The sequence below is a fragment of the Rhodococcus sp. NPDC055112 genome, from assembly GCF_053607505.1.
In genome coordinates, this window is record NZ_JBSGTR010000011.1 from 23,574 (window position 1) to 47,398 (window position 23,825).

The 23,825-nt window shown below is 67.1% G+C and carries 22 protein-coding genes; 10 read left to right on the plus strand and 12 right to left on the minus strand.

Translation table 11 applies throughout. The annotated features are described in order from the left end of the window. Window positions 1-6: 6 nt before the first annotated feature. Both ACWFRB_RS08180 and ACWFRB_RS08185 read right to left on the minus strand, forming a co-directional pair. Complete coding sequence (locus tag ACWFRB_RS08180) at window positions 7-174, minus strand: hypothetical protein (protein ID WP_452640143.1); 168 nt, start codon at window positions 172-174, stop codon at window positions 7-9. Window positions 175-277: 103 nt separating this feature from the next. Next, entirely contained in the window at window positions 278-1,315 is a 1,038-nt protein-coding gene (locus tag ACWFRB_RS08185) for a beta-ketoacyl-ACP synthase III (RefSeq protein ID WP_452640145.1), read from the minus strand. An 86-nt stretch (window positions 1,316-1,401) separates the two neighbouring features. On the opposite strand from ACWFRB_RS08185, the gene ACWFRB_RS08190 reads away from it, so the two are divergent. Further along, a complete protein-coding gene (locus ACWFRB_RS08190) occupies window positions 1,402-1,986 on the plus strand; it encodes a TetR/AcrR family transcriptional regulator (RefSeq protein ID WP_452640147.1) in 585 nt (194 codons plus the stop codon). Window positions 1,987-2,037: 51 nt separating this feature from the next. On the opposite strand, the gene ACWFRB_RS08195 is transcribed toward ACWFRB_RS08190, so the two are convergent. Beyond that, a complete protein-coding gene (locus ACWFRB_RS08195; protein WP_452640149.1) occupies window positions 2,038-2,583 on the minus strand; it encodes a hypothetical protein in 546 nt (181 codons plus the stop codon). Between the two features lie 227 nt (window positions 2,584-2,810). Here ACWFRB_RS08195 and ACWFRB_RS08200 point away from each other — a divergent pair, with 227 nt between their 5' ends. Both ACWFRB_RS08200 and ACWFRB_RS08205 read left to right on the plus strand, forming a co-directional pair. Then, window positions 2,811-3,971: a zinc-binding dehydrogenase gene (locus ACWFRB_RS08200; protein WP_452640151.1), complete on the plus strand. Its 1,161-nt coding sequence runs from the start codon at window positions 2,811-2,813 to the stop codon at window positions 3,969-3,971. Window positions 3,972-4,296: 325 nt separating this feature from the next. Next, the gene (locus ACWFRB_RS08205; RefSeq protein ID WP_452640153.1) at window positions 4,297-5,382 is read left to right on the plus strand and encodes an SMI1/KNR4 family protein; all 1,086 of its coding nucleotides are present in this window, start codon (window positions 4,297-4,299) and stop codon (window positions 5,380-5,382) included. Between the two features lie 83 nt (window positions 5,383-5,465). On the opposite strand, the gene ACWFRB_RS08210 is transcribed toward ACWFRB_RS08205, so the two are convergent. Together ACWFRB_RS08210 and ACWFRB_RS08215 are read right to left on the minus strand one after the other, a co-directional pair. After that, on the minus strand, window positions 5,466-7,073 hold the full coding sequence (locus ACWFRB_RS08210) for an AMP-binding protein (RefSeq protein ID WP_452640155.1): 1,608 nt from the start codon (window positions 7,071-7,073) through the stop codon (window positions 5,466-5,468). Window positions 7,074-7,207: 134 nt separating this feature from the next. Continuing rightward, the gene (locus ACWFRB_RS08215; protein ID WP_452640157.1) at window positions 7,208-7,651 is read right to left on the minus strand and encodes a hypothetical protein; all 444 of its coding nucleotides are present in this window, start codon (window positions 7,649-7,651) and stop codon (window positions 7,208-7,210) included. A gap of 146 nt (window positions 7,652-7,797) precedes the next feature. Between ACWFRB_RS08215 and ACWFRB_RS08220 the strand changes: the two genes are divergently transcribed. Continuing rightward, window positions 7,798-8,421: a TetR/AcrR family transcriptional regulator gene (locus ACWFRB_RS08220; RefSeq protein ID WP_452640159.1), complete on the plus strand. Its 624-nt coding sequence runs from the start codon at window positions 7,798-7,800 to the stop codon at window positions 8,419-8,421. Window positions 8,422-8,455: 34 nt separating this feature from the next. Beyond that, window positions 8,456-9,538 carry an NAD(P)/FAD-dependent oxidoreductase gene (locus ACWFRB_RS08225; protein WP_452640161.1) on the plus strand — a complete coding sequence of 361 codons (1,083 nt, stop codon included), beginning with the start codon at window positions 8,456-8,458 and terminating at the stop codon, window positions 9,536-9,538. Between the two features lie 201 nt (window positions 9,539-9,739). Here the strand turns inward: ACWFRB_RS08225 and ACWFRB_RS08230 are convergent, their stop codons facing one another. The 3 genes from ACWFRB_RS08230 to ACWFRB_RS08240 form a co-directional block, all read right to left on the minus strand. Next, the gene (locus ACWFRB_RS08230; RefSeq protein WP_281252183.1) at window positions 9,740-9,874 is read right to left on the minus strand and encodes a hypothetical protein; all 135 of its coding nucleotides are present in this window, start codon (window positions 9,872-9,874) and stop codon (window positions 9,740-9,742) included. 166 nt (window positions 9,875-10,040) lie between these two features. Then, window positions 10,041-11,456: an MFS transporter gene (locus tag ACWFRB_RS08235; RefSeq protein WP_452640270.1), complete on the minus strand. Its 1,416-nt coding sequence runs from the start codon at window positions 11,454-11,456 to the stop codon at window positions 10,041-10,043. Window positions 11,457-11,962: 506 nt separating this feature from the next. Next, a complete protein-coding gene (locus tag ACWFRB_RS08240) occupies window positions 11,963-12,622 on the minus strand; it encodes a TetR/AcrR family transcriptional regulator (RefSeq protein ID WP_452640162.1) in 660 nt (219 codons plus the stop codon). 271 nt (window positions 12,623-12,893) lie between these two features. Between ACWFRB_RS08240 and ACWFRB_RS08245 the strand changes: the two genes are divergently transcribed. The 3 genes from ACWFRB_RS08245 (at window position 12,894) to ACWFRB_RS08255 (ending at window position 16,707) form a co-directional block, all read left to right on the plus strand. Then, window positions 12,894-14,054, plus strand: coding sequence for a saccharopine dehydrogenase family protein (locus tag ACWFRB_RS08245; protein ID WP_452640164.1), 1,161 nt, complete (start codon window positions 12,894-12,896; stop codon window positions 14,052-14,054). Window positions 14,055-14,152: 98 nt separating this feature from the next. Next, a complete protein-coding gene (locus tag ACWFRB_RS08250; protein WP_452640166.1) occupies window positions 14,153-15,328 on the plus strand; it encodes an NADH:flavin oxidoreductase in 1,176 nt (391 codons plus the stop codon). 146 nt (window positions 15,329-15,474) lie between these two features. Continuing rightward, window positions 15,475-16,707, plus strand: a complete 1,233-nt coding sequence (locus tag ACWFRB_RS08255; RefSeq protein ID WP_452640168.1) for an NAD(P)/FAD-dependent oxidoreductase — start codon at window positions 15,475-15,477, stop codon at window positions 16,705-16,707. A gap of 57 nt (window positions 16,708-16,764) precedes the next feature. On the opposite strand, the gene ACWFRB_RS08260 is transcribed toward ACWFRB_RS08255, so the two are convergent. Both ACWFRB_RS08260 and ACWFRB_RS08265 read right to left on the minus strand, forming a co-directional pair. Next, entirely contained in the window at window positions 16,765-17,196 is a 432-nt protein-coding gene (locus tag ACWFRB_RS08260) for a nitroreductase/quinone reductase family protein (RefSeq protein ID WP_452640170.1), read from the minus strand. A gap of 94 nt (window positions 17,197-17,290) precedes the next feature. Next, window positions 17,291-17,866 (minus strand): pentapeptide repeat-containing protein, encoded by a 576-nt coding sequence (locus ACWFRB_RS08265; RefSeq protein WP_452640172.1) that lies wholly within the window; start codon window positions 17,864-17,866, stop codon window positions 17,291-17,293. Window positions 17,867-17,940: 74 nt separating this feature from the next. Between ACWFRB_RS08265 and ACWFRB_RS08270 the strand changes: the two genes are divergently transcribed. Then, window positions 17,941-18,540 (plus strand): TetR/AcrR family transcriptional regulator, encoded by a 600-nt coding sequence (locus ACWFRB_RS08270; protein WP_452640174.1) that lies wholly within the window; start codon window positions 17,941-17,943, stop codon window positions 18,538-18,540. A 40-nt stretch (window positions 18,541-18,580) separates the two neighbouring features. On the opposite strand, the gene ACWFRB_RS08275 is transcribed toward ACWFRB_RS08270, so the two are convergent. Further along, entirely contained in the window at window positions 18,581-19,342 is a 762-nt protein-coding gene (locus ACWFRB_RS08275) for a hypothetical protein (RefSeq protein ID WP_452640176.1), read from the minus strand. A 472-nt stretch (window positions 19,343-19,814) separates the two neighbouring features. Continuing rightward, complete coding sequence (locus tag ACWFRB_RS08280; RefSeq protein ID WP_452640177.1) at window positions 19,815-22,007, minus strand: acyltransferase family protein; 2,193 nt, start codon at window positions 22,005-22,007, stop codon at window positions 19,815-19,817. A 381-nt stretch (window positions 22,008-22,388) separates the two neighbouring features. On the opposite strand from ACWFRB_RS08280, the gene rox reads away from it, so the two are divergent. Next, on the plus strand, window positions 22,389-23,819 hold the full coding sequence (gene rox / locus ACWFRB_RS08285) for a rifampin monooxygenase (RefSeq protein ID WP_452640178.1): 1,431 nt from the start codon (window positions 22,389-22,391) through the stop codon (window positions 23,817-23,819). The last annotated feature ends 6 nt before the right edge of the window (window positions 23,820-23,825 follow it).

A 23,825-nucleotide genomic window follows, 5' to 3' on the forward strand; every position in this document is an offset into this window, starting at 1 on the left:
TTGTCCTCAGACGGACGCCAACGCTCGGGCGGCCCAACGGCCGCGATGCGTGCTGATCTCGATGCTGTGCTCGAAGCACGCACTGACCTCGGCGCTCGTGAGTACCTCCCCGATGGGTCCCTGCGCGAGGACCCGACCGCGACGGATGAGGATCGCGTGGGCTGTGGGTGTCACCCCGTGCGCTTCCTGGGGCCGGTGCGAGCTGCACGCGGTCCGGCGTGGACGCCACGCCGACCCGGCGGGTACCGCACGACGCGGCCCCGCCGGGCTCGGTGACTCAGACGATCGCGGGCAGCCGGACGACCTGTCCGGCGTAGGCCAGTCCGGCGCCGAAGCCGAGCAGCAACGCGGTGTCGCCGGGCTTGGCGCCGCCCGAACGGAGGAGCTGTTCCATGGCCATCGGGATCGATGCCGCGCTGGTGTTGCCGGTCTCGACGATGTCGCGGGCGACCGCGACGGTCTCGGGAAGCCCCAGCGTCCGGATCAGCGCGTCGGTGATGCGGCTGTTGGCCTGGTGCGGCACGAAGGCGTCCAGGTCGTCGGCCGTGATCCCGGACTTCTCCAGTGCGTCGCGGCAGGCCTTCTCCAGGAAGGTCACCGCCCACCGGAACACCGCCGAACCGTTCATCCGGATGTAGGGCCGCTCCGTGGTGCCGCCACCGGCTTCTGCGGCGGCGACCTCGGCAAAGTACTGCTTGAAGTCCTTGTCCTGCTTGATCGCTTCGGTCTGGGTTCCGTCCGAACCCCAGGCGACCGGACCGATTCCCTCGGCATCGGCGGGACCGACGACTACCGCGCCCGCGCCGTCGGCGAAGATGAACGCGCAGGTCCGGTCGGTCGGATCGAGAAGGTCGGACAGCCGTTCCACGCCGATCACCAGGACGTGGCGGGCCTGCCCTGCGCGGACGAGACTCGCGGCGTTGCCGAGCGCGTAGCAGAAGCCCGCGCACCCGGCAGAGATGTCGTAGGCCGCGGTGTCGTGCATGCCGAGTTCCGTGGCGACCACAGCACCCGCCGACGGTCCCAGCACCATCTGTGAGGACGTCGCCAGCACCACGGCGTCGATCTGCCCGGCCTCGAGGCCTGCGGCGGCGAGTGCGTCGCGTGATGCCGCGACGCTCATCGAGACGATGGTCTCGTCGAGGTCGGCCCAGCCCCTGGCCTTGATGCCGGATCGGGTCTGGATCCATTCGTCGCTGGAGTTGATGGCGTCGACGATCTCGGAGTTGGGGACGACGCGTCGGGGCCGGTACGCGCCGAGGCCCAGCAGGGCCGTGTGCGTGACGGGATTGGCGGTGGCGATGGGGGCGGGCACAGCATCCTCTCCATGTGAACCGATCGGTCCATCAATTGACATCATCTAACATGAACCGATCGGTTCACACAAGCGGGAGGATTCGCATGACCACGGCACGACCGCGAGCTCGACTCCTCGCGAGCACCATCGCCATGGTGCAGGAGTTCGGGGTGAACGCGGCCGGGCTGACCGAGCTGCTCAAGCGCAGCAATGCGTCACGCAATTCGCTGTATCAGCACTTCCCGTCCGGCAAGGGCCAGCTGGTGGAGACGGCGACACGGATCGTGTCGAGAGTTGTGCATTCGCACGTGAGCGTCATGGCGGAGAAGCTGGCGAGCGCGCCGTCGGTGGAGCAGTGGCTGGACGAGCTGTTCGCCTTCTGGCGTGAGCCGCTCGAGTCCAGTGAGTACCGGCTGGGCTCGTTCATGATGGCGGCCGCGCTGGACGAGCAGAACCCGGCGGTGCAGTCCGCCGCCGGTCAGGCGTTCACCGACTGGACCTCCCGGCTCGCCGACGGGATGGTCGCGGCGGGAATCGAGGGAGCGGCCGCGCGCTCGACGGCGGGGCTGCTGCTGTCGGTGATCGAGGGCGCCATCGTGCAGAGCCGCGCGCTCGAGTCGAGCCAGCCCTTCGTCGATGCGCGCGCCCAGCTCAGCGTTCTGATGGGGCATCACCTCACGCCCAGGTGAGCGTGGGCGGGGCGTCATCCGGTTGGCGGCGTGCCGCCAACCGGACGGTCCCTAGTTACGCCCGGGGACTACCGAGATCGTGCCCTTGCATACGGCCTTCTGGGTATTGATGAACCGCAGTCCCGCCCCGGTCTCGACGGTGACGGTGAAATCCACCGCTCCGGTGCCCGTCCAGGTTCGATTGATCGGGATTCCGGGATGCTGCTGGAAGGCCGTCTCGTCGCTGACGCTACGGCCGGTGGCTCCAGTCGTCTTGTTGGTCCAGTCGACCAGCACCCGCGTGCCGTACCAGTTGACTCCGATGCTCGGAATGAGTCCGCCGGGAGGCACGGGCAGTTCATTTCCGCCGCTCAGCAAGATCGCCGGCTCCAGCGCGTCTGCGCCCGGACGGAGCGACTCTCCGGATGCCGCATGGACGGTCCAGGTGAACGACGGTGCCCAGAAGAGCGGGTTCAGGCTCCCGCACGTCATGGTCGTCGACGTCGGCGGCGCGGGCTGCGCGTTCGCGACAGCGCCTCCGCCGGTCACCACCGCGGTACTCAGCCCGACAGCAGCGAGGGTCGCAGCGCACCCACGCCGCACCAACTGATTGCTCATGATCACTCCCCTTGATCCGAGATGCGCGAACCGAGACGTCCGCCGCACCCTCCATACCGGTTGCGCAACAGAATTCGTTACAAATCGTGCAACCCGGACCATACTCGCGCAACCGAATTCGGCAATCGTGGCCACCCGCTCAGTCGAGGTCCTACCCGGGAGCGATCACCCGAGACAGGGGTTGATTCACCGCTATCCTGTCCACAGCTTCGACCGAGGAGTTGGCGATGAAGGCGGTTCTCTGTAGCGACGCACAGTTGAGGGTGGCCGATGTCCCGGCGCCAACGCCGAAGGCGGGGCAGGTCCTCATCGACGTGCTGCGGTGTGGGATCTGCGGCTCGGACCTGCATGCGCGCGTCCATTGTGACCAGTTGGCGGATCTGGCCGCCGAGTCCGGCTACGACGGGTTCATGCGCTCGCATCAGGATGTCGTTCTGGGCCATGAATTCTGCGGAGAGATCGTGGAGTACGGGCCCGACTGTAGGAAGCGCTGGCCGGTCGGGACCCGGGTGGTCGCCATGCCGATCATTCGCCAGAACTCCGGCGTCCACCTGACCGGGCTCTCGGCCGCGGCGCCGGGCGGCTACTCGGAACGGGTGGTCGTCCAGGAGGCGGTGATGATGGCGGTGCCGAACGGCCTGTCGGCCGAGAAGGCCGCCCTCACCGAGCCGATGGCGGTGGCCTGGCACGCGGTGCGCAGGGGCGAGGTCGGAAAGCGGCAGACCGCCATCGTCATCGGATGTGGACCGATCGGCTTGGCGGTGATCAGCATGCTCAAGGCGTCGGGGGTCCGCACCGTGGTCGCCAATGACTTCTCGCCTCGCAGGCGACAGCTGGCCGCGCAGTGCGGAGCCGACGTCGTGGTCGACCCCGCGACCCATTCTCCTTGGACCTCGTACACGCAGCGGAACGAGCTCGGCGCGATCCCCGACCTCCTCGATCTCGGCATCGGCACGATGGAGCGGCTGCAGAAGGTGCCGAAACTGCCGTGGTGGCATGTGTTCCGGCTCGCCGACGCGGTCGGCGCGACGCCGTCCGGCCCTGTCGTTTTCGAGTGTGTCGGTCTCCCAGGAGTCATCGACCAGATTCTGACAAGCGCCCCGTTGCGCTCGCGAGTGGTCGTGGTCGGGGTGTGTATGGAGGTCGATCGAATCCGGCCGGCGATGGCGATCAACAAGGAGATCGAACTTCGTTTCGTGCTGGGGTACGACCCGAGCGAATTCCGTCACGCGCTGCACTTGATCGCCGACGGCAAGGTCGACCCGTCGCCGCTGATCACCGGGACGGTCGGGCTGGCAGGAGTCGAGAACGCGTTCACGGCGCTCGGCAACCCCGAGGATCACGCGAAGATCCTGATCGATCCGAAAAGCCCTGCCCTCACTCCGTAGCCGGGTTCGGGGACCCGATTTCTAGAGCGTGCGGGCGAGGGCGACGCCGGAACCCAGGACGTCAAGCGGGACCTCGATCGCGCGAAGCTCCACTCGGTCGCGGTGAGTGCCTTTGTCCAATAACCGGTTCGGCCGCCGCTAGCTCCTTCGATGCGGAGTTCGCGGGCGTCGGAGCCGATGCCGGTCTTGTGGATCGAGATGCGGTCGGTGATCTCGCCGGGGACCTTCGGTTGACGAACCCATCGGGAGCGGGGAGTTGGATGGCCGCGGTGCCTGCGTCCGCCTCGTGGTTCGATCGCAGCATCCGGATGAAAGGGAAGGGCCAGTGAGCGTGGAGGACATCGATTCCGTCGAACCGGGCGTCGGTCGAGCCGATGGCGTTCCGCGCATGACGGGCCATTTCGTCGGCGTCGACTTCGGGGGTTTCTGGGACGAGGGCGACTACTCGCGGGCGAACTACACCGAGCCCGTTCCTGCCGATGAGCTGATCGCGTCGATCGAGGAGGAGCTGGGCGGGTACCGGCTCCCGGACTCCTACGTGGAACTGATGCGGATGCACAACGGCGGCATGGTCGAGCGGCCGTGCCACCCGATGGACGAGTCGACGAGCTGGGCCGAGGACTACATCCAGATCAGCGGCCTGTATGCGATCGGCCGTACCGCCACCTGGTCGCTGTGCGGGGAGCTCGGCGCGACGTTCATGCGGGATGAGTGGGGGTACCCGGACATCGGCGTCGGTATCGCCGACACCCCGAGTGCCGGCCACGAGCAGATCATGCTCGACTACCGGGCGTGCGGCCCTCGCGGCGAACCCCGGGTCGTGCACGTCGACCAGGAGGCCGACTACCGCGTCACCGCGGTCGCGCCCGACTTCGCGACCTTCGTCCGTGGTCTGGTGGGCGAGGACGAGTTCGACGACAGCGAGGAGATGCTGCAGGCCGATCTGGCGGTGGTGCGGCACGGCACGCTCTCGCCGATCGTCCGCCGGGCCATGGAGGAGGCTGGCCTACAGGACGGCGAGGCGCTGGTCCGCGACCTCGCCGAGCGGATCGTGACGGAGAAGGGGTTCTACGCGCTCCATGCGGACGGCGACTCGTGGCTGATGTACGACGTCATGTTCTGGCTGTACTCGCACCTGGCCACGGCGAAATCGTTCGAGGACTTCGTGAACCGGGCCGAGGGGCAGGACGACTACGAGCGGCCCTGCTACACCCTCATGGTCACCACGTCGTTCGTGGCCGACCCGTACGGCTTCTGCACGGGCGGGTACGCGGAAGGGTTCCTGCGGGACTGGTGGGACGCGAAGGTCGAACGCGGGAACCTCGTCGCCGCGGACGGCGGGTACCGCTTCGATCCGGACTATGCGACACAGCTTCTGAGGGTTTTGCGTGCGACCGACGGGATCCGCTGAGCGGCCGAGGTCGACGGACGGTCACGGCGATCCGATCCACGCTCGGGCGACGTGTGCTCGAGCGTGGATCGGATCGGGTGCGACTAGGAGGACGCCATCGTCGTCGCCCAGCGATAGTCCGCCTTGCCTGCGGGGGTTCGCTTGACCTCGTCCACCAGCACGATCGAACGCGGGACCTTGTAGCCGGCCAACGTCTTGCGGCAGTGCTCCTGAACCTCGTCGAGGGTCAGTTCGGGCGTTCCGGGATAGGTCGCGATGACGGCGGCGACCTGTTGGCCCATGCGTTCGTCGGGTGCGGGCACGACGAGCGCGTCGACGATCGACGGGTGCCCGTGCAGGGCGGCCTCGACCTCTTCGGCGAAGACCTTCTCGCCGCCGGTGTTGATGCACTGCGAGCCGCGGCCGAGGAAGACGATGGTGCCGTCCGCTTCCACCCTGCCCATGTCGCCGAGCACCGACAGGCGGGTGCCGTCGGCGCGAGTCGGGAACGTCCGGGCGGTCTTCTCCTCGTCCCTGTAATAGCCGAGGGGGACGTTGCCGATGCGGGCGATGTAGCCGATCTCGTCGGAGCCCGAGGGGATCTCGTTCAGCCGCTCGTCGACCAGGATCATGTTCGGCGAGGGCGGCATTCGAAGATTGCCGGCCTCGTCGATGGTGAAGGCGCCGTCGTTGCCGGACTCCGAGGCGCCGAAGTTGTCCCGCAACAGCAGGTCCGGCTTGACCGCCAGCATGCGGTCTCGCACGCTGGTGGACCAGATCGCGCCGCCGGAGGTGATCGAGAACAGGGAGCTGAGGTCGACCTCGCCCTTGCGTCGTTCCATCTCGTCGACCAACGGAAGCCCCATGCCGTCGCCGACGATGAGGATCACCTGGACCGAGTCCTTCTCGATCGATTCGACGACCTTCTTCGGGTCGAAGTCCCGCCTGAGGACCACGCGAGCACCGAGGGTGAAGAAGGTGAACAGTGAGTACAGTGCGGCGCCGTGCATCAGGGGTGCGGCGATGAGGAAGGAGAGTTCGGGAAATTCCTTTGCAGCGCCGGCGACCTCGGCGAGGTCCTGTCGTGTGCCCTCGCCGTACGGGTTCCCGCCGGAGAGCGGCTTGCGGAAGAAGTCGTCGTGCCGCCACATGACACCCTTCGGGTATCCGGTGGTTCCTCCCGTGTAGAGCAGGTACAGGTCGTCGCCCGTGCGGGAGTCGAAATCGGCCGTGGGCGACAGCTCGCGAGCCTCGGCGAAGGAGACCACGGAGACTGCGCGCGCATTCGCGGCTGCGAGCAGCTCGTCGGCGATCTCGCCCACCACGAACACCGTCCGGATCAGCGGGCACACCTCGAGGAGGGAGGCGAGGGTGCGCTGGTGCTCGGGGATCTCGACGACCACCGCGACCGAGTCGGAGTTGGTGAAGATGTACTCGAGTTCGGCGGGCGTGTACCGGTAGTTGACGTTGATCGGCACCGCGCGGATCTTGATCAACCCCAGGATGGACGTGACGTGCTCGATGCCGTTCTTCAGGAACAACGCCACATGGTCGCCGCGGGAGATGCCTGCCTGTGCGAGCAGGTGGGCGGCCCTGTTGGCCTCTGCGTCCAGCTGGGTGTAGGAGAGGTTCTCACCCTCGTACGTCAATGCAATGCGATCGGGTACTGCGCTGGCGACCGTCTCGAAAACGTCCGCGAGGTTGAACTGCATCTTCATTCCTTCCAGAACCGGTCCCGCGATGGCGAGGGCGATGATCCGAACCTAGAACACGTTCCAGGTCATTTGCGGGGAAACCGATCGATTGGCGCATTTCCGGCGGGTGCGCTGCCTGGTCGTCTCGGTCATCACGGCGCGACGACGCAACCGGGACCGATCGGCGTGCCCGGGTTGACGGTGACCGTCTCGATCGGCCCGCCCGCCGACGTCTGGTAGGCCATCAGGGTGTGCTCTCCCGGCGCGGTCGGCGTCCACAGTGAGAAGGCATGACCCAGCACGACGGTCGGGACGTAGTAGGGATCGACGGTGTCCCAGATCAACTCGGTCGGGAAGAAGGTCGACGCACGGTTCAGGTCGGCGATCCCCACGCCTGCCTCCGCGAGGGCGGCTGTCCTGGCCACGACCAGGTAGGTGCAACCGGCCCCGTACGGCGTCGTCGGACCCCCGCTGAGTCCGGGGACGACGGTGACATCGAGCACCTCGGCTGCGGACGAGGGTGCGGACAACATGACCATCGCCGCACAAGCGACCGCTGCGAGCGGGGTGGCGCGGGCAATCCTCGAAATGTTCATACCGGTGGGTCTGTTTTGTGGGCAGCGGCGTTACAGAATCGAACCGGTCAGGGCGCTTGGTGTCGGCCCGAGCCGGCAGCCCTTTGGCAAACCGATTCCTGCGCCCATCCCTTGACCGAATATCAGTAAGCACTTACTGTCGCATTGTGTCGACGCGAGAGAAGATCATCGAGAGCGCCCTACGTCTCTTTGGTGAGCAGGGGTTTGCTCGGACGTCGGTGGCGCAGATCGAGGGAGAGGCGGGCCTGCTCCCCGGCGGTGGAGGGCTCTTCCGCCACTTCCGCTCGAAGCGCGAGTTGCTGACCGAGGCCGTTACTCATCGCTTGGCGCAGCGCGGAGATTGGGAGCACCTGCTCGACCCCGAGTTCTCCTTCGTCGGGATGCTCGACTCGATCGCCCCGACCGCGAGCCGGGTCGACCGGTTGCTCCTGCTGTCCGAGATGGGGTTGGCCCGCCTCGACCACAATCGTGACGTGTCTCGAATACTGATGCGGGACAACTCGATCGACGACTCGGTGCTCGCATCCTTCCGCCACGACGAGTACGAGGTCGTGATGACGGTGGTCACGCGCGCGCTGACCGAGCTCGCGGGCGGCGCCGACGGCGACTGGCCCGCGGCGGCGGCGGTACTCGTCGGCGCGGTCTCCCACTTCTGGCTGATGGCCGACATCTTCGACGGCGAGCACCCCAGCGGTATCGACTCACAGCGCTACCTGCGCGCAGCGGCGGAGCTCGTCGCAGCCCGGCTCGACCACGCGAGCGAGAAATAACTTCCCGATCCGATTCCGATACAGGAGGTCAATCGTGAAAGTTGTTGTGGTTGGTGCAGGCTATGCCGGGACGATCGCGGCGAACCGGCTGGCGAAGAAGGTGCCGGACGCGGAGATCACGGTGGTCAACCCTCGCTCGAGCTTCGTCGAGCGGGTGCGGCTCCACGAGCAGATCGCGGGGACCGGAGACGCGGCGACGCCCCTCTCCTCGATGCTCGCCACGGGGATCGCCGTGCGGGTCGGGAGCGTCGAGAAGGTCGGCGACGGCAACGTCACGCTGGACGACGGTGGCAGCCTCGACTACGACTACCTGTTCCTGGCGGTCGGCAGCACGGTCACGCCGCTGGCCGGCACCATCGGGGTCGGCACATGGGAAGGTGCCGACCAGGCCCGCGCGGCGCTCGCCGCGCTTCCTGCGGACAGCACCGTGACTGTCATCGGCGGCGGCCTGACCGGTATCGAAACCGCATCCGAAGTCGCCGAAGCCCGCCCCGACCTGCGGGTCCGCCTGGTCGCCGAGACGGTCGCGGCGAGCCTGTCCGCCGGTGCGCAGCAGCGAGTGCACACCGCACTGGATCACCTCGGCGTGGAGATCGTGAACGGCTCGGTCAGCGCCGTTGACCCCGGCCCGAACGGCGCCGTCCACCTCCGCTCGGGCGCGGGACTCGACTCGGACCTCACCCTGTGGGCGGTGGTGGCAGGCGTTCCCGAGCTCGCCGCCCGCAGCGGCCTGCAGGTGAACGGGGAAGGGCGCGCGGAGGTGGACGAGTTCCTCCGCAGCGTCACGGACCCTCGGATCTTCGTGGTCGGCGACTGCGCCGCGGTCCCCGGTGCCCGATTGAGCTGCGCGACGGCCGCGCCCCAAGGAGCGCACGCGGCCGACACCCTCGCGCGAATGGCCAAGGGGCGCAATCCGAAGCCGTATTCGATGGGCTACACCGGCCAAGCCTTGAGCCTGGGGCGCAGGGACGGTGTGGTGCAGGCAAGCCGACGCGACGACCGGGTGCGGCGACTGTTCGTCACCGGCCGGGTTGCCGCCGTCAGCAAAGAATGGATATCCAGATACGCCAAGTACGGGTCCAGGACGGCGAACTACGCATGGCTGCCCGGCAAGTGATCTGCTGACTTGCCGGGTTCGGGCACGCGGTTGTTCGTGGCGTGCTTCCGCATCGGCAACGGGTTAATCCCATAGTGGTGCAACATGTGTCGAAGATATGTCACTGGTGACAGGTCAGGGGCGATCGTCACGATCTCTCGCGGCGGAATCCTCTCAGCAGGCTCGCGGGCCTGCCGAGAGGATTCCGCTCTCTGTTCGCGGCTACGCGGCCGAGCCTGCGCCTGCGAGAGCCAGCAGGCCCAGCGCTGAGCCGACGCCGGCGACTACGCCGCCGATTCCGCCGATGAGTGCGGCCGCGGTGCCGATCTGCTGAAGGTCGGCTTCTGTGGATCCCATTGTCGAAACTCCTTGTTTTGTAGTGTGATTCGATTGATGTGGTATCGAAATGGTTCGTCGAGCACTGGTGTGGGCTGTCTTGGCCGGCTCCTTCCGTTGGGACGATGGCAGGAATCGGTCGGGGGTGGTCGGCCGCGCCGCATGTTCGGGGCACGATCCCCCGATGTCAGGGCGCGTTGGGCGAAAGGACGGGCTCGGCGGACAGCGGCTGCGTCTGTATGTCGAGGTCGGCGACCTGCTCGACTCTGCGTGGCAGCGCAAACGCTGCGATAGCCGCGACCAGCGCAGCGCCGGCGGCGATCAGGAAGCCGATCGTCAGTCCTTCGTCGGTGTAGAACGCCGCGCCCTCGACGACGGTGGCGATGTGGGAGTTGAGGACCGTGAATGCAACGACTGGCAGGACGGCGGGTAGGACGCTCTGCGACACCGAGGACACGGCACCGGTTGTTCCCTGCAGCGGTTGTGGAACCGTCGCGAGCAGCAGGTTCGGTGCCGCCGCGTAGCCGATGCCGCTGCCGAGCCCGACCAAGGCGGAGAAGATGATGACCTGCGGCTTGGACTCGTGGGAAATCGCGGTCAGCGTGCAGGCGAGCGCCATGACGGCCATGCCGACGATCATCAGGGTGCGTGAACCTGTGCGCGAGACCAGGAAGCCGACGACGAATCCCCCGATAACCGTCGCGCCGCCGAGCGGCGCCTGGAAGACGGCGAAACCCTCGGCACTCACCCCGAACCCGTAGCCGAGGCCGAGGGCCGCGGGGGTCATGCACATGAATGGCAGCAAGATTGCGAACACGGCGCTGACCGCATAGCAGAGTCCGCTGCTGAGTACGGTCAGGGCGACCGCGCGATTGGACAGAATCCGGAGGTCGATCAGCGGTTCGCGAATCATGCGAGCCGACACGATCCAGGCTGCGAACAACGCGGTTCCGCCGATCAGGTAGGCCAGCGTGCTCGGTGCGGTCCACCCCCAATCCGGCGCGAAGCTGACGCCGATCAGCACTCCGGCGATCCCCGCTCCGAGTAGCGCCGCGCCGACGAGGTCGATCGTCGACCGCAGCCGCACGGGCGACTCATCGGTGGTGGCGAGAATGAGGGGCCCGAGAACGCAGAGGCAGATCAGGGTGAACCAGAACACGCTGCGGAACCCGAAGTCGTCGACCAGCCAGCCGGTGAGGAAGGGAGCGGGGACCGTGACCAGGCCCATGCCGCTGATCGCGATGCTGACCGCCATGGCGACCGTTTGCTTGGGGAATACGTCGCGGATGAGTGTGTAGACCAGGAACAGGCAGGGACCCAACATGCCGGTCAGCGCTCGGCCGGCGACGATGACACCGAAACTGGAGCCGGTGGCGGATACCAACGCGCCCACCGCGGAGAGGGCGATGCACACCATCAGCAGCTTGCGCTTCCCATGCGTGTCGGCGAGTTTGCCGATGAGCGGCGAGGCAACAGCGCCGAGCAGTAGGAAGCCCGTCTGTAGCCAGGCGCCCTGGGTGGTCCGGTAATGAGCGGAGATCTGGGGCAGGGCGATGGCGATCATCATGTAGCTGATCGACAGCAGTTCGAGCAGTAGGGCCATGGAGATCAGCGAACCGATCACCCGAGGTGTCCATTGCCTGCCTGTCGGCGTGCTCTGGTCTTCGTTCGGGGGATCAGGGGTACCGAGAGCGAACTGAGAAGCGTCCATAGGTCGGAGTCCTTCCGGGAAGGATGCAGATGCGGCGGGTGCCTGGCTCGGAGGCGCGTCGATCGGTGGAGTCCTGGAGCGGATGGGGTCGCTGGCGACCTGTACCGAGCTCTGAGAATCGTTCTCGGCCAGCAGATTCGACGACGAGAACTTGGACGGGAACGCTATAGCCGTCGATTCGGGTGGACGAGCGACCCTCCCGTTGAATGGGACACTGCGTGACTTGCAGGTGTGTCGGCGGAATGCGGAGGTCGTCCGGATGGGCCGACAATTCGTACATCTCGGGCGATCTACCGAATTGGTTTGAATGCCAAATGATTCCGGCGCCACGCGATGAAACCGCGTGGCGCCGGTGGGCTGTCCAATAGGGGGGGAGTTCGCGTGATTGGCGCTTCGGGTCAGGTGAGTGCGTGACGGGCCTCGATGCCGGCGATAAAGACATCCAGTGCCGTGATGAACGCGGCGTAGCCGGCGTGGTCCTGCGTTTCGGACGCGAATCGCACGGCTCGCCCATGGGCAGGGGTTAGCCGCTGATCGAGATCGGCGGCGGCCTGGAGCCGCCATTCCCGCAGGTCAATGCCGGATTTGATCTCTTCGCCAGGGTTGTCGATGCTCAATGCAGCCATTCCGAGCGTCAGGCCCGCCACACCTATGAGTGCTGCGTAGCTCGTGGAGCCGTCCATTCCGATCTGATCCAGACGCGCGAGAACGATCTCGAGCTGGTCGAGTGAGGCCATGTCGACGCGTCGGCGCGGCGTGGACCAAACCCCGATCAACCAGGGGTGGTCCACGAAAGCCTGCCAGTCGCCGAGCGCCATCGTCTTGATCAACTCCTGCCAGGGCACCTCGGGATCGTCAGGCAGGTGGGTCTGGCGGGTGATGGCGTCCACCATGGCGACAACGAGGTCGTCGCGATCCGCGACGTGACGATACGGAGACATGGTGGCCACGCCGAGGGTGGTGGCCACGCGGCGCATCGACAGGGCGTCCATTCCCTCTGCATCGGCAATGGCTATGCCTACCTGGGCAATTCGCTCGCGCGTCAACGGTTCCTTCATGGTCCGAAAATATCTCCTCGTCAAGTAGTGACACGACTCGCGGTGATGTGTACATTGTACGCACGGCAGGTGATCGGCGCCACAATACGCGCGTCGTGGCTGCCGGACATGCCTGCGACCGACTGACGTCCCGGCCGACCCGCCGCACCTACGCGGCCGGATCGGCTCGCCGTCCCCGCCTGCCGATGTCGGGTTCATTACGCCCCTCGGCCAGGCCACAACCACTTCCGACTACGGCTCTTCCGCCCACACAGATCGAGGTTTGCCACCCATGAAACTCGTCATTCTCAGTGCAGGTTCCATCGCCAGCGGCGTAGCCAGAATCCTTGCTCCATCCGCCTGTTACGACGAACTCGTCATCGCTGACATCGACCTCGACAAGGCCACCGCCCTCGCCGACGAGCTGGGCGGAAAGGCCGAACAGTTCGATGCGTCCGATCCGGCCAGCATCAAGTCGGTGATCACCGGAGCCGATGTCGTGTTCAACGCGGTCGGACCGTTCTTCAAGTTCGGCATGCCCATCATCCGCGCTGCCATCGAGTGCGGCGTCAACTACGTCGACGTCTGCGATGAGTTCGATATTGCCGAGCAGATCATTCGGGACTCGGGCCTCGACGAGACCGCGAGGGCAGCCGGTGTGACGATCGTGTTCGGCATGGGTTTCGCGCCGGGTATCACCAGCCTCCTCGGCCGATGGGCCGCAGACCTGCTGGACACCGCCGACAGCGTCGACGTCATGATGGCGATCCCGTACATGGTCAACATGGGCGCCACGATCAACGAGCACATGCTGCATTCGATGTCCGGTGAAGTCCGGCAGTTCATCGATGGCGAAGTCCGATCCGTGCCTGCCTGGGCGGACCCCAAACCCTTTACGCTGCAGGAGCCTTTCGGGGTCTGTCACGCCGGATACATGGGGCATCCCGAAGGCATCACACTCGGCCGCTACGTGCCCGGGCTACGCAACGCCACCGTCAGGTACACCTGGTTCGAGGAAGCCGGCAACGACATGTGGAAGGCGTTCGAGACGCTCGGCCTGACCAACCCCGTCAGGCTCGACGGGCTGCCTATGTCGCCTCGGGAGTTCCTTGCGCGGTACATGGCCACCGCGGAGGGAGAGCGGGCGCTTGCCGTCGAGCCCAGTGGCATGCCCGGCACGGTGATGCAGATCGTCGCGGAAGGCGAACTCGGTGGCGAACCTGCCCAGGTCATCTTCGAAGCGCAGGTGGTCTACGCGGACGGGGTCGCAGACGATCCGACGCCGCGGGCCGCCGCCGCCGCGGTGAGGGAGATGCTCGAAGGCAGGATCGTCGCGCGCGGAGTCTTTTCTCCGGAAGCGTGCATCGATCCTGAACCGTTCGTGCTCGGCGTCCTCGAATCGGCCGGGGTCACACTCAGCAAGCGCATCGTGACCCTGACCGACATTCTCTGAACGCTCCTCTGAAGAACCCTGTGGGGCATCGCGCGACGTCGTCGATGCCGATGCCCCGCAGGCCCGATTCCGTACAAATCTAGGAAAGGCCGCCCTCCGTGACAACTGATCCCGACGTCCTCGCCCCGGCGAAGCTGGGCCCGATCACCTTGCGGAATCGGGTCATCAAGTCCGCGACTTTCGAGGGTAAGACGCCGAATGCTCTGGTGACCGATGAGTTGATCGAGTTCCATCGTCGCCCGGCCGCGGGCGGGGTGGGTATGTCCACGGTCGCGTATTGCGCGGTGGCGCCGGAGGGGCGCACGGAGCGCGGGCAGTTGTGGATGCGGCCGGAGGTCTTGCCGGGGTTGCGGCGGCTGACCGACGCCATTCATGCCGAGGGGGCGGCGGCGTCCGCCCAGCTGGGGCACGCCGGTCCGGTGGCGAATGAGAAGTCGACGGGTCTGCCTGCGCTGGCGCCGTCGCGGTCGTTCAATCCGTTGAGCATGAAGATGATTCGGTCGGCGTCGAAGGATGACATCGCGCGGATCACTGAGGCGCATGGGACGGCGGCGCAGCTGGCCGTCGATGGTGGCTTCGATGCGGTGGAGATCCATTTCGGCCACAACTATTTCGCGAGTTCGTTTCTGAGTCCGAAGCTCAACAAGCGCAAGGATTCCTTCGGTGGTTCGCTGGAGAACCGGGCGCGGGTGGTCGTCGACACCGCACGTGCGGTGCGTGAAGCGGTCGGCGACAGGGTCGCGATCCTGGCGAAGTTGAACATGGATGATGGTGTGCCGGGCGGCTTCTGGATCGATGAGGCGATCCAGGTCGCGCAGTGGTTGGAGTCGGACGGCAGTGTCGACGCGCTGGAGCTGACGATGGGCAGTTCGCTGCTGAACCCGATGTATCTGTTCAAGGGTGACGCCCCGGTGCGGGAGTTCGCGGCGGCGATGCCGCAGCCGGTGCGGCTGGGGGTGCAGTTGGTGGGCAAGCAGATGCTCCACGCGTATCCGTATCGGGATCTGTTCATGCTCGAGCAGGCGCGGCAGGTCCGCGCTGCGGTGAAGCTGCCGTTGGTGTTGTTGGGTGGGGTGACCGATCGGGCGGGGATGGACACCGCGATGGCGGAGGGTTTCGAGTTCGTGGCGATGGCTCGTGCGTTGCTGCGTGAGCCGGATCTGGTGAACCGCATCGCCGAGGATGCGTGGACGAAGTCGTTGTGTATCCATTGCAACAAGTGCATGCCGACGATTTTCTCCGGCGCGCGCTGCGTGCTCGTCGAACGCGGCTAGTGGGGGAGAGGGTAGCTGCGGCCTTGGCTCGGGTGAGAAGTCCATTGATGCACCGGATTCTCACCCCGGGCCGTAGGTTGCCGTCCCGCTCCGCCCGCTCACAGAACGCTCATTCGCCCGAACGGGCACAAACTAGGAGACTGCACATGCAGGCTGAACACGAGTTCGATGTCATTGTGGTGGGAGCTGGGCCCATCGGAGCAGCCACGGCCCGGTATCTGACTGCGCTCGGAGCGGACGTCCTCATCGTCGGACCCGACGAACCCGCTCGCTTCGACGATCACGAAGGAGTGTGGGCCGGGCACTACGACCAGGGCCGACTGGCGCACGTCCTCGAGGTGCCGTTGGTCTCGTCGCTGCTCGCCAACCGTTCGATCCGTCGGTTTCCCACCCTGCACGAGAACACCGGCATCGAGTTCGCCAAGCCCACACCGTCACTCGCCGTCATGCCGGAGGCCATCACGGATCCTGAGTCGGCCGAGTGGTTCGACAGGGAACGACTGGAGGGCAACGCCGCGGACCTCGGAGTAGGAGTAGACCGACTCGACGAAGCGGACTTGCGCCAGCGGTTCCGACACCTGAGCTTCGAACCCGGTCACGTAGGGGTTCTTCAGCAGGATGCCTTCATCGTCAATCCGCGAGAGTTGGTGCGGGCGTTGCTCGGGGTAGCCACGAGCGGCGGAGCAACTCTCGTACGTGACGAGATCACCGACATTCGACGCGAGGCGCGCGGGCAACGTGTCACCGCCCGGTCTGGTTCGTCGTGGCGCGCCCGGTCCGTCGTAGTTGCTACCGGTGCGGCCACAAACGCGATCGGGTTGATAGCCAGGCCCCTTGCGATGGACGCATTCGGCGCCACGGTCGTTCTCGTGGAGGCACCAGAGCTCGATGAGGTCGACCTCCCGGCGACGATGTACCTCAAGGTCCGCGACGGCGAAACCCTCTACGGTGGAATCATCATGCCGCCGCTTCGCTACCCGGATGGGCGCTGGTACTTCAAATGCGCGGGAAACAGTGTGCTGGAAACGCCACTCGATACACCTGACGAGATCGCTCGATGGGTCCGAACCGGCGGCAATCAGAAAGACATCGACGAGGCATATTCCGTCCTGACGGACTTGATGCCGCGGCAGCAGTTCGGTGCGGCCCACACGCGGCCTTGCCTGGTTTCCGCCAACCGCTCCGCTCTTCCATACATCGATCAGGTCGACGACAACGTCTTCGTAGCGGTGGAGGGTGAACGTGGCGTGATGGCTGCTGACGAGATCGGGCGGCTCACAGCCGAACTCGTGTCAACAGGTCGATGGTCGGACAGTATCCCCCACGACCTGCTTCGCGCCGTCTGGGAGATTCCGCTCGCGACCGAGCCCCTACGGTGACGCATGCGCGGCCGCGTCGGCTACCGCGGTGGGGATCTGTCCATCCGGCAGGCCCTGCTATGGCCTGGTGAGCACGCCGACCGGGAATGAGCGCCCGGATTTCGCCTCGTGCTTCGCTATCGTCGGCAGTTTGGGGACGATCACGTGCTGCCAGAGCCGTTCGCGCTCTTCCCTATTCGCGATTCTTGCCGAAACTTCCCGCTCGTGATCACCGATCCGGATCCGGGCGGTCTCGGCCGCGGCAAGGTTTCTCATCCAATCGGGGTCGGACTTCGCTCCGTATGCGGAGCCCACGACAACGAATGAATCGCCGTGCGCGAGGTAGATGACCGGTGCCGTTCGCGGGACCCCGGTCTTGCGTCCGGGCACCGTCAACAGGAGAACGGGCAGGCCCACTGACCTTCCGCCGAGGCGGCCGTCTGATATCCGGTACAGGGCGACGGTCGCTCGGTTGACGAACGCCAGTGCGGTCTTCGCTATCGGATGCATCTGTGGGTCGGGACAGCGGGGGATTGTGCCCAGTGCTCTCCCGTTCCTCCCCTCGAAGGTGGTCGTCTCGGCCGTCGTGCGTTCGTCTTGTCGGTCAGTCGAGCTCGGTGCCGTCCGGCATGGTGGCTCCGGTGAGATCGGCGCCGTCCAGGACGACGGCGGCGAGGTTCGCGCCGGTCAGGTTGGCCTTGCCCAGGTAGGCGCCGATCAGCGTGGCGCCGGTCAGGTCGACATCACCGAGGTATGCGCTGGTCATGTACGCGCCGGAGAGGTCCGCTCCGGTGAGATCCGCGTGCCCGAGGAAGGTCGACGTCAGATAGGCCATCGTCAGGTCCGCGTCCCGCAGGACCGCCCGGGTGAGAAACGCGCCGGTGAAGTTGGCGTCGTGAGCGACCGCGCCGGTGAGATCGGCCCTCGCCAGGACGGCGCCGACGAACTCGGCGGAGGTCAGATTCGCCCCCGCGAGGACGGCATCCGTGAGGTCGGCTCCGGACAGGTCGGCCCCGGTGAGGTCCGCTCCGGTCAGGTCTGCCCCCGCCAGGTGCGCGCCCGCCAGGTCGGCGTCGACGAGGCTGACGCTCCCCGAATCGCGGACCGCTCGTAGTGAATTCCAGGCCGCAGTATCCGAACGGAGCATGTCGAGAGGATTCGCCTGCGATGTCGATGTCATTGAGCCCCCTATGTTGACGGCGTCAACCTAACACCGGCTTGTTGACAGCGTCAACAACCTCCTACCCTCAGGAGATGCAGGAGAAAAGCCGGGACACACGCCGCACCCTGATCGCCGCGGCCAGCGACCTCTTGGCGCGGGGTGGACCGGCCAACGTCACGCTGCGAGCAGTCGGCGCGGCGGCCGACGTGTCGCGGACGGCGCCGTACCGGCACTTTCAGGACAAGGAAGACCTGCTGAGCACCGTGGCCGCCGAGAGCCTGGCCGCGCTGACGGCGGAGATGCAGCGCGCGGTCGCGGACACCACGACAGCGTCCACGCCGTTGTTTCGCGCCTGCCATGCCTACGTCAGCTTTGCCTGGGCATACCCGAACCACTACCGGCTCGACTTCTTCGGAGGCGACCACACGATCACCCCGAGTCGGGTCCTGGTGGATGCCGCCACCGATTTCAATCGGTACTTCAACGACCTCGTTGTCGAGGCACAGCGGAGCGGCACGCTCATTGCCGGCGACATCCGGGACGTCGGCCCACTGCTCTGGGTCCTGCTGCACGGACTGGCGATGTCCAACCACCTGGTCGCCGACCAAGGGTGCGAGCCAAAGAAGGGCTACGACGCCGACGACATGTCGCGTGTTCTCGCGCTGGCCCTGCAGAACCTGGCCCCACGCTGAGTCTTACCCTGCCCTGGCAACCGTTGCCCCGGGTCGCGAATCAGTTTGCGGGAGCGGCGATTGACGAGCCGAAAGAGCCGTCCCCGCCGGTCTGACCGGGCTCCGTACCGTCGGCGGGTTCGCGTACGTAGGCGTACATCTGCGTGGGGGCGGTCGAGGTGCCGCCGAAGTAGAAGCCGGCGAACCACTTGCCGGTGCTGGTGGGGTTGGCGGGGCAGGACCGGGGGAGGGTGGCCGTTTCGTGGATCACCCGACCGTTGATGGTGCCATCGATCGCGAAACGGTAGACGGACCCGTCGATCTGGATCGAATACCTCAGGGGCTGAGTGGCCGCGAGATCGTCGTGGGAGAGGGTGGCGAGCGCGCTTTCCGGGTATTGATGCACGCCGTTGGCATTGGCATACGGCACGATTTCGAGCACGCGGGGCGACGTGTCGGTACGCCATCGCCAGCCGAACATGGCGCCGTTGCGAGCAAGATCGAAGTCGCCGCAGTCCGAGAAGCCGGGCAGCTTGTTCCAGTCGAACTGGTCCTCGGGCTGGGTGGGCGAGGTGAGCACGTACTCCGCCGTTGGGGTCAGGATGAAGTCGTAGGTCCGCGACGCTCCACCGGGGCTGATCCAGCCCTCCAGGGGGCCGGTTGCGCCGGCCGGGCGACCCACCGACGCGCTGTGTGCGCCGCGCTCGATGGTGTAGCTCGACCATCCAGGGGGCGTGCCGGGGGCCAGGCAGCCACTCAGGCCGGTGGCCGCGATCAACAGGACGGCGGCGATGCCCGCCTTTCGGATGATCGTGCGGCTCACGGCTTCCCTTTCGGTTTCGTCCCGCCACCCTGCCACACGCCCCGCTCGCCCACCCCCGTTTCCGCGGTGGTCGTTCGCAGGTGGCCCCCGGCGCGGGACGGCGTGGTCAGATCGATGCGTTGCGACTGCGGTTCATCACGGTCTGCCACCAGTCGTTGAGGGGGCTTGGCTCCGGCCAATGGACCCGCTCTTCTGTGGGCGGAACGGGGTCGCGGTGGCTCGTGTCCGGCTTGCCGACTCGGGTCTGCGTGTCATCGTCTTCGTGGGGCACAGCGCTGTACCTCCCTGACGCCCGTGCGCCCACCGAGCGCGAGCGCGGCCGTTGTGCAATACGCACGCTAGCACCGAATGTGCCCGACCAGTGGGACCTGGCGCCGGTTGATTCGATCGTGGCGGGGCGTCGATACCGCACCGGCACAAGACAATCGGTGCGTCAGCGTGTGGAGGAGAACGGCGCTCAGGCGCCCCGGGCTCAGCGCGGCGCGAGCGCGCGGTCCGTGAGCGCGGTGACGACGGGCGTGAGCGCCAGGGCGTGCTCGAGAGTGAGGTGATTGTCGTCGCGGAACACCAGGTCTCTGCCGACGATGACGGGGCAACGGTCTGCGGTGCAGAACAACTCCGTGAGGTCGGCGTACTGTCCGCCGCCTGCCGCGGTCGCCGCGGCCTCGGCCGCGATGCCGCCTGCATTCACCGCGACCGGGCGGGGCGGCGAGCACGCGGTCACGTCGTCGAGGTGCGCGGACAGACACGTCGGCACGGTCGAATGCGGATCGGGGATCGGGCCGAGAACCAGGACGGCCGCCCCGGTGCCCCGCAGTTGCGCCACCATGCGAGTGAGGCTGTCGAGCCAGGCGGGATCGTAGGCGATGAACCCGAAGTCGCCGCCGTAGCGCCGTGACATGCTCAGCACGATCAACCGCGGCCGCTCGGCCTGCAGTCGCGCGACGACCTGGCCACGCCATTGCTCGCACTCGCTGTACTCCCGGCCGAGGTAGGGGCTGGTGATCGGCAGGTCCAGCAGTGGGCAGGTGACCTTGCCCAGTGTCTCGAGCCGCCAATGTCGTTGCTCGGCAGCCGATTCGAAAGCAGGGCTCCACATCGCGGCGTGTGAGTCGCCGACCAGGGCCACCGTCGTCGTGGAGAACGGGTCGCCCGAGGCGCACTCGCTCACGCCGACCTCGAGCCATGACCGCACGCAGCCGTTGGCGAACACCTCCGGCTTGTCGGCAGGCGCGTCGGCCAGCGCCGGGGACAGGTTCGACGGCACGGCGAGCGTCGCTGCCGACTCCGTGACCGCGGCCTGCACCTGAGCGGTCAGCTGCTGTACCGCAGCGTCGTCTGGGTCGATGGTCGGGGCGGCCACGGGCGTTGGTGCGGTGGCGACCGTCAGATCCGCCGCCGCCGCGCCGTGGCCGACCGGGACGGGACGCGCGAGAAGGAGCAGCAGCCCCGCGCACACGGCGACGGCGGTGATGGCGCCGCCGAGCGCGAGACTGCGCGACGCCGAATCCCTCAGCGGCGCGGCGAACCGGACCGGATTCTCGACGAGGTGCAGGGTGAGCATGGCCAATCCGCCGGACAACGCGAGGGCACCGAGTCGTCCGAGCAAGCCGAGGGGATGACCGAGGAGTGCCGGCACCAGCAGCAGCACCGGCCAGTGCCAGAGATACCAGGAGTACGACACCCGGCCGACCGCCCGGATCGGCGAAAGCGCGAGTCCACGACCGGCCCCTCGTCGCGGTGCGGCGCAGCCGGCGCCGATCACCAGGACGGTGCCCAGCACCGGGAGCAGCGCCGCGGTGCCGGGATACGGAGTCGTCTCGTCCAGCCGAGTGCACGCGAGGACGAGCAGGACAAGGCCCGCCCACCCGGCAACGGCGGCAGCCATCGACGGCAGCCGACTCCACCCGCGGGCCGCGAGCGCCACCAGTCCGCCTGCGGCCAGTTCCCATGCCCGCGACGGCAGCGAGAAGAACGCCCACGGCGGCAGCGTGTCGGTCCAGGCAAACGAGGTTGCGAACGATGCCGCGGCAACCAGTGCGAGTACGAGCGCGAACGGCGCCGCAGACGCCGTGGCCTCCGCGCCGTCGCGGCGCGAGACGCGTCGAACCAGCCAGGCAGCCCCGATGATCAGGGCCGGCCACAGCAGGTAGAACTGTTCCTCCACACCGAGCGACCAGAAGTGCTGGAACGGCGACGGCGGCGCATCGGCGGCCAGATAGTCGGTGCCGTGCAAGGCGAACCGGTAGTTGCCGACATAGAGCGCGCTCGCCACCTCGTCGCCGAGGACGTCCCGCGCCTGCAGAGGTGGCAGCAGCAGCGCCGAGCAGATCGCGGTGACGACCAGCACCAGGCCCCCGACCGGCAGCAGCCGGCGAGCCCGCGCGCCGTAGAACCGGGCGAGGCCGACCGTGCCGGTGGTCGACACATCGCGCCACAGCATCCCCGTGATCAGGAAACCCGAAACGACGAAGAAGACGTCGACACCGACGAACCCGCCCCCCACACCGGGGACGCCGGCGTGGAAGAGGACGACCATGACGACGGCGACGGCCCGCAGACCCTCGATGTCCGGGCGGAAACTCCCGGATCGTGTCGCAGCGGGATCGGTGAGGCGGTCGCCGTCGGATCGGCGTTCTCGTTCTGCAGTGACAACGGTGTTCACCCCGACCAGCCGTCCTCCCCCGAAGATCCAGCCACCCCGCGTATCCGGGCAGACGCACCGCAGCGGAGTCCCGTGCAGCGGCCGGCCGCAGCGTAGGCGGAATCATTCCACCGAGATCCCTGCACGGTGCCGAGCCACGCCGGGGCAACATTCAGGTTGGCGAGCTTCGCGCGGCTTCGCGAGGAGGTTGTCCGTCGACGGCGGACGACGAAAGCAAAGGCAGGGAGGTCGACCACTCCCTGCCACTTCCAACATATAGCGCGACGGGGGTCTTGCGGCAAGGCCCCCGTCGTGCTGCAGAATCTCCAGCCGTAGGCCAGGACCTGCGGAAAATCAGGGATTCGCGAAAGTTTGCGGGGTCTTGTCGAATGGGGGTTTCGAATGATCGACGTGATCGTTGTCGGTGGCGGACCGACCGGCTTGATGCTGGCAGGCGAGTTGCGGCTGCACGGCGTGCACGTGCTCGTACTGGAGAAGGAGGCCGAGCCGACCAGGCATGTCCGGTCGCTCGGCCTGCACGTGCGCAGCGTCGAGGTGATGGACCAGCGCGGTCTGCTGGAGCGGTTCCTCGCGCTCGGCAAGCAGCACCCGGTCGGGGGCTTCTTTGCCGGCATCACCAAGCCGCGGCCCGGCCGGCTGGACACCGCACACCCGTACATCCTCGGCATCCCGCAGCCGGTCACCGAGCGACTGCTCACCGAGCACGCCACCGAACTCGGCGCCCCGATCCGGCGTGGCTGCGAACTGGTCGGGCTGAGCCAGGACGACCACGGGGTGACCGCCCTGCTGGCCGACGGCACGCAGCTGCGCTCGCGCTACCTCGTCGGCTGCGACGGCGGCCGCAGCACGGTGCGCAAGTTGCTCGGCGTTGGCTTCCCCGGCGAGCCCACCCGGGTCGAGTCGCTGCTGGGCGAGATGGAGGTGGCCGCGTCGCCGGAGACGCTGGACGCCGTGGTGACTGAGGTCCGCAAGACCCACAAGGGGTTCGGCGCCGGACCGTCAGGGGACGGGGTGTACCGCGTCGTCGTGCCCGCCGAGGGGGTGGCCGAGGACAGATCGGTCCCGCCGACCCTCGAGGAGTTCAAGCAACAGTTGCGGGTGTTCGCCGGCACCGACTTCGGCGTGCACTCACCGCGCTGGCTGTCCCGCTTCGGCGACGCCACCCGGCTGGCCGAGCGCTACCGGGTCGACCGGGTGCTGCTGGCAGGCGATGCGGCGCACGTCCACCCACCGCTGGGCGGGCAGGGCCTCAACCTCGGCGTCCAGGACGCGTTCAATCTGGGCTGGAAACTGGCAGCCGAGGTCAACCGCTGGGCACCGGAGGGGCTGTTGGACAGCTACAACACCGAACGGCACCCGGTGGCAGCCGACGTGCTGAACAACACCCGCGTGCAGTCCGAGCTGATGTCCACAGAGCCGGGTCCCCGGTCCGTGCGCTTGCTGCTGTCGGAACTGATGGATCTCGAGGAGGTGAACCGGTTCCTGACCGAGAAGATCACTGCGATCGGGGTCCGCTACGACTTCGGCCAGGGGCACGAACTGCTCGGCAGGCGGCTGCGGGACGTGGGGCTGAAGAATCGAGGCCGCCTCTACGGGTTGATGCATGCCGGCCGCGGACTACTGCTCGACCAGACGGGCCGGCTGTCGGTGGCGGGCTGGGCGGACCGCGTCGATCATGTGGCCGACGTCAGCGAGGAACTGGACGCCCCGGCCGTATTGCTGCGGCCGGACGGCCACGTCGCATGGGTCGGTGAGGATCAGCAGGATCTGCTCAGTCAGCTGCCCACGTGGTTCGGCGCTGCGGCGGGCTGAGCGCGG

Bases quoted from the DNA above. Each gene is read 5' to 3' on its own strand.
- ACWFRB_RS08190 (WP_452640147.1), top strand. From the start codon at position 1,402: ATGACCACGGCACGACCGCGAGCTCGACTCCTCGCGAGCACCATCGCC.
- ACWFRB_RS08195 (WP_452640149.1), bottom strand. From the start codon at position 2,583: ATGAGCAATCAGTTGGTGCGGCGTGGGTGCGCTGCGACCCTCGCTGCT.
- ACWFRB_RS08200 (WP_452640151.1), top strand. From the start codon at position 2,811: ATGAAGGCGGTTCTCTGTAGCGACGCACAGTTGAGGGTGGCCGATGTC.
- ACWFRB_RS08210 (WP_452640155.1), bottom strand. From the start codon at position 7,073: ATGCAGTTCAACCTCGCGGACGTTTTCGAGACGGTCGCCAGCGCAGTA.
- ACWFRB_RS08215 (WP_452640157.1), bottom strand. From the start codon at position 7,651: ATGAACATTTCGAGGATTGCCCGCGCCACCCCGCTCGCAGCGGTCGCT.
- ACWFRB_RS08230 (WP_281252183.1), bottom strand. From the start codon at position 9,874: ATGGGATCCACAGAAGCCGACCTTCAGCAGATCGGCACCGCGGCCGCA.
- ACWFRB_RS08235 (WP_452640270.1), bottom strand. From the start codon at position 11,456: ATGGCCCTACTGCTCGAACTGCTGTCGATCAGCTACATGATGATCGCC.
- ACWFRB_RS08240 (WP_452640162.1), bottom strand. From the start codon at position 12,622: ATGAAGGAACCGTTGACGCGCGAGCGAATTGCCCAGGTAGGCATAGCC.
- ACWFRB_RS08245 (WP_452640164.1), top strand. From the start codon at position 12,894: ATGAAACTCGTCATTCTCAGTGCAGGTTCCATCGCCAGCGGCGTAGCC.
- ACWFRB_RS08255 (WP_452640168.1), top strand. From the start codon at position 15,475: ATGCAGGCTGAACACGAGTTCGATGTCATTGTGGTGGGAGCTGGGCCC.
- ACWFRB_RS08260 (WP_452640170.1), bottom strand. From the start codon at position 17,196: ATGCATCCGATAGCGAAGACCGCACTGGCGTTCGTCAACCGAGCGACC.
- ACWFRB_RS08265 (WP_452640172.1), bottom strand. From the start codon at position 17,866: ATGACATCGACATCGCAGGCGAATCCTCTCGACATGCTCCGTTCGGAT.
- ACWFRB_RS08270 (WP_452640174.1), top strand. From the start codon at position 17,941: ATGCAGGAGAAAAGCCGGGACACACGCCGCACCCTGATCGCCGCGGCC.
- rox (WP_452640178.1), top strand. From the start codon at position 22,389: ATGATCGACGTGATCGTTGTCGGTGGCGGACCGACCGGCTTGATGCTG.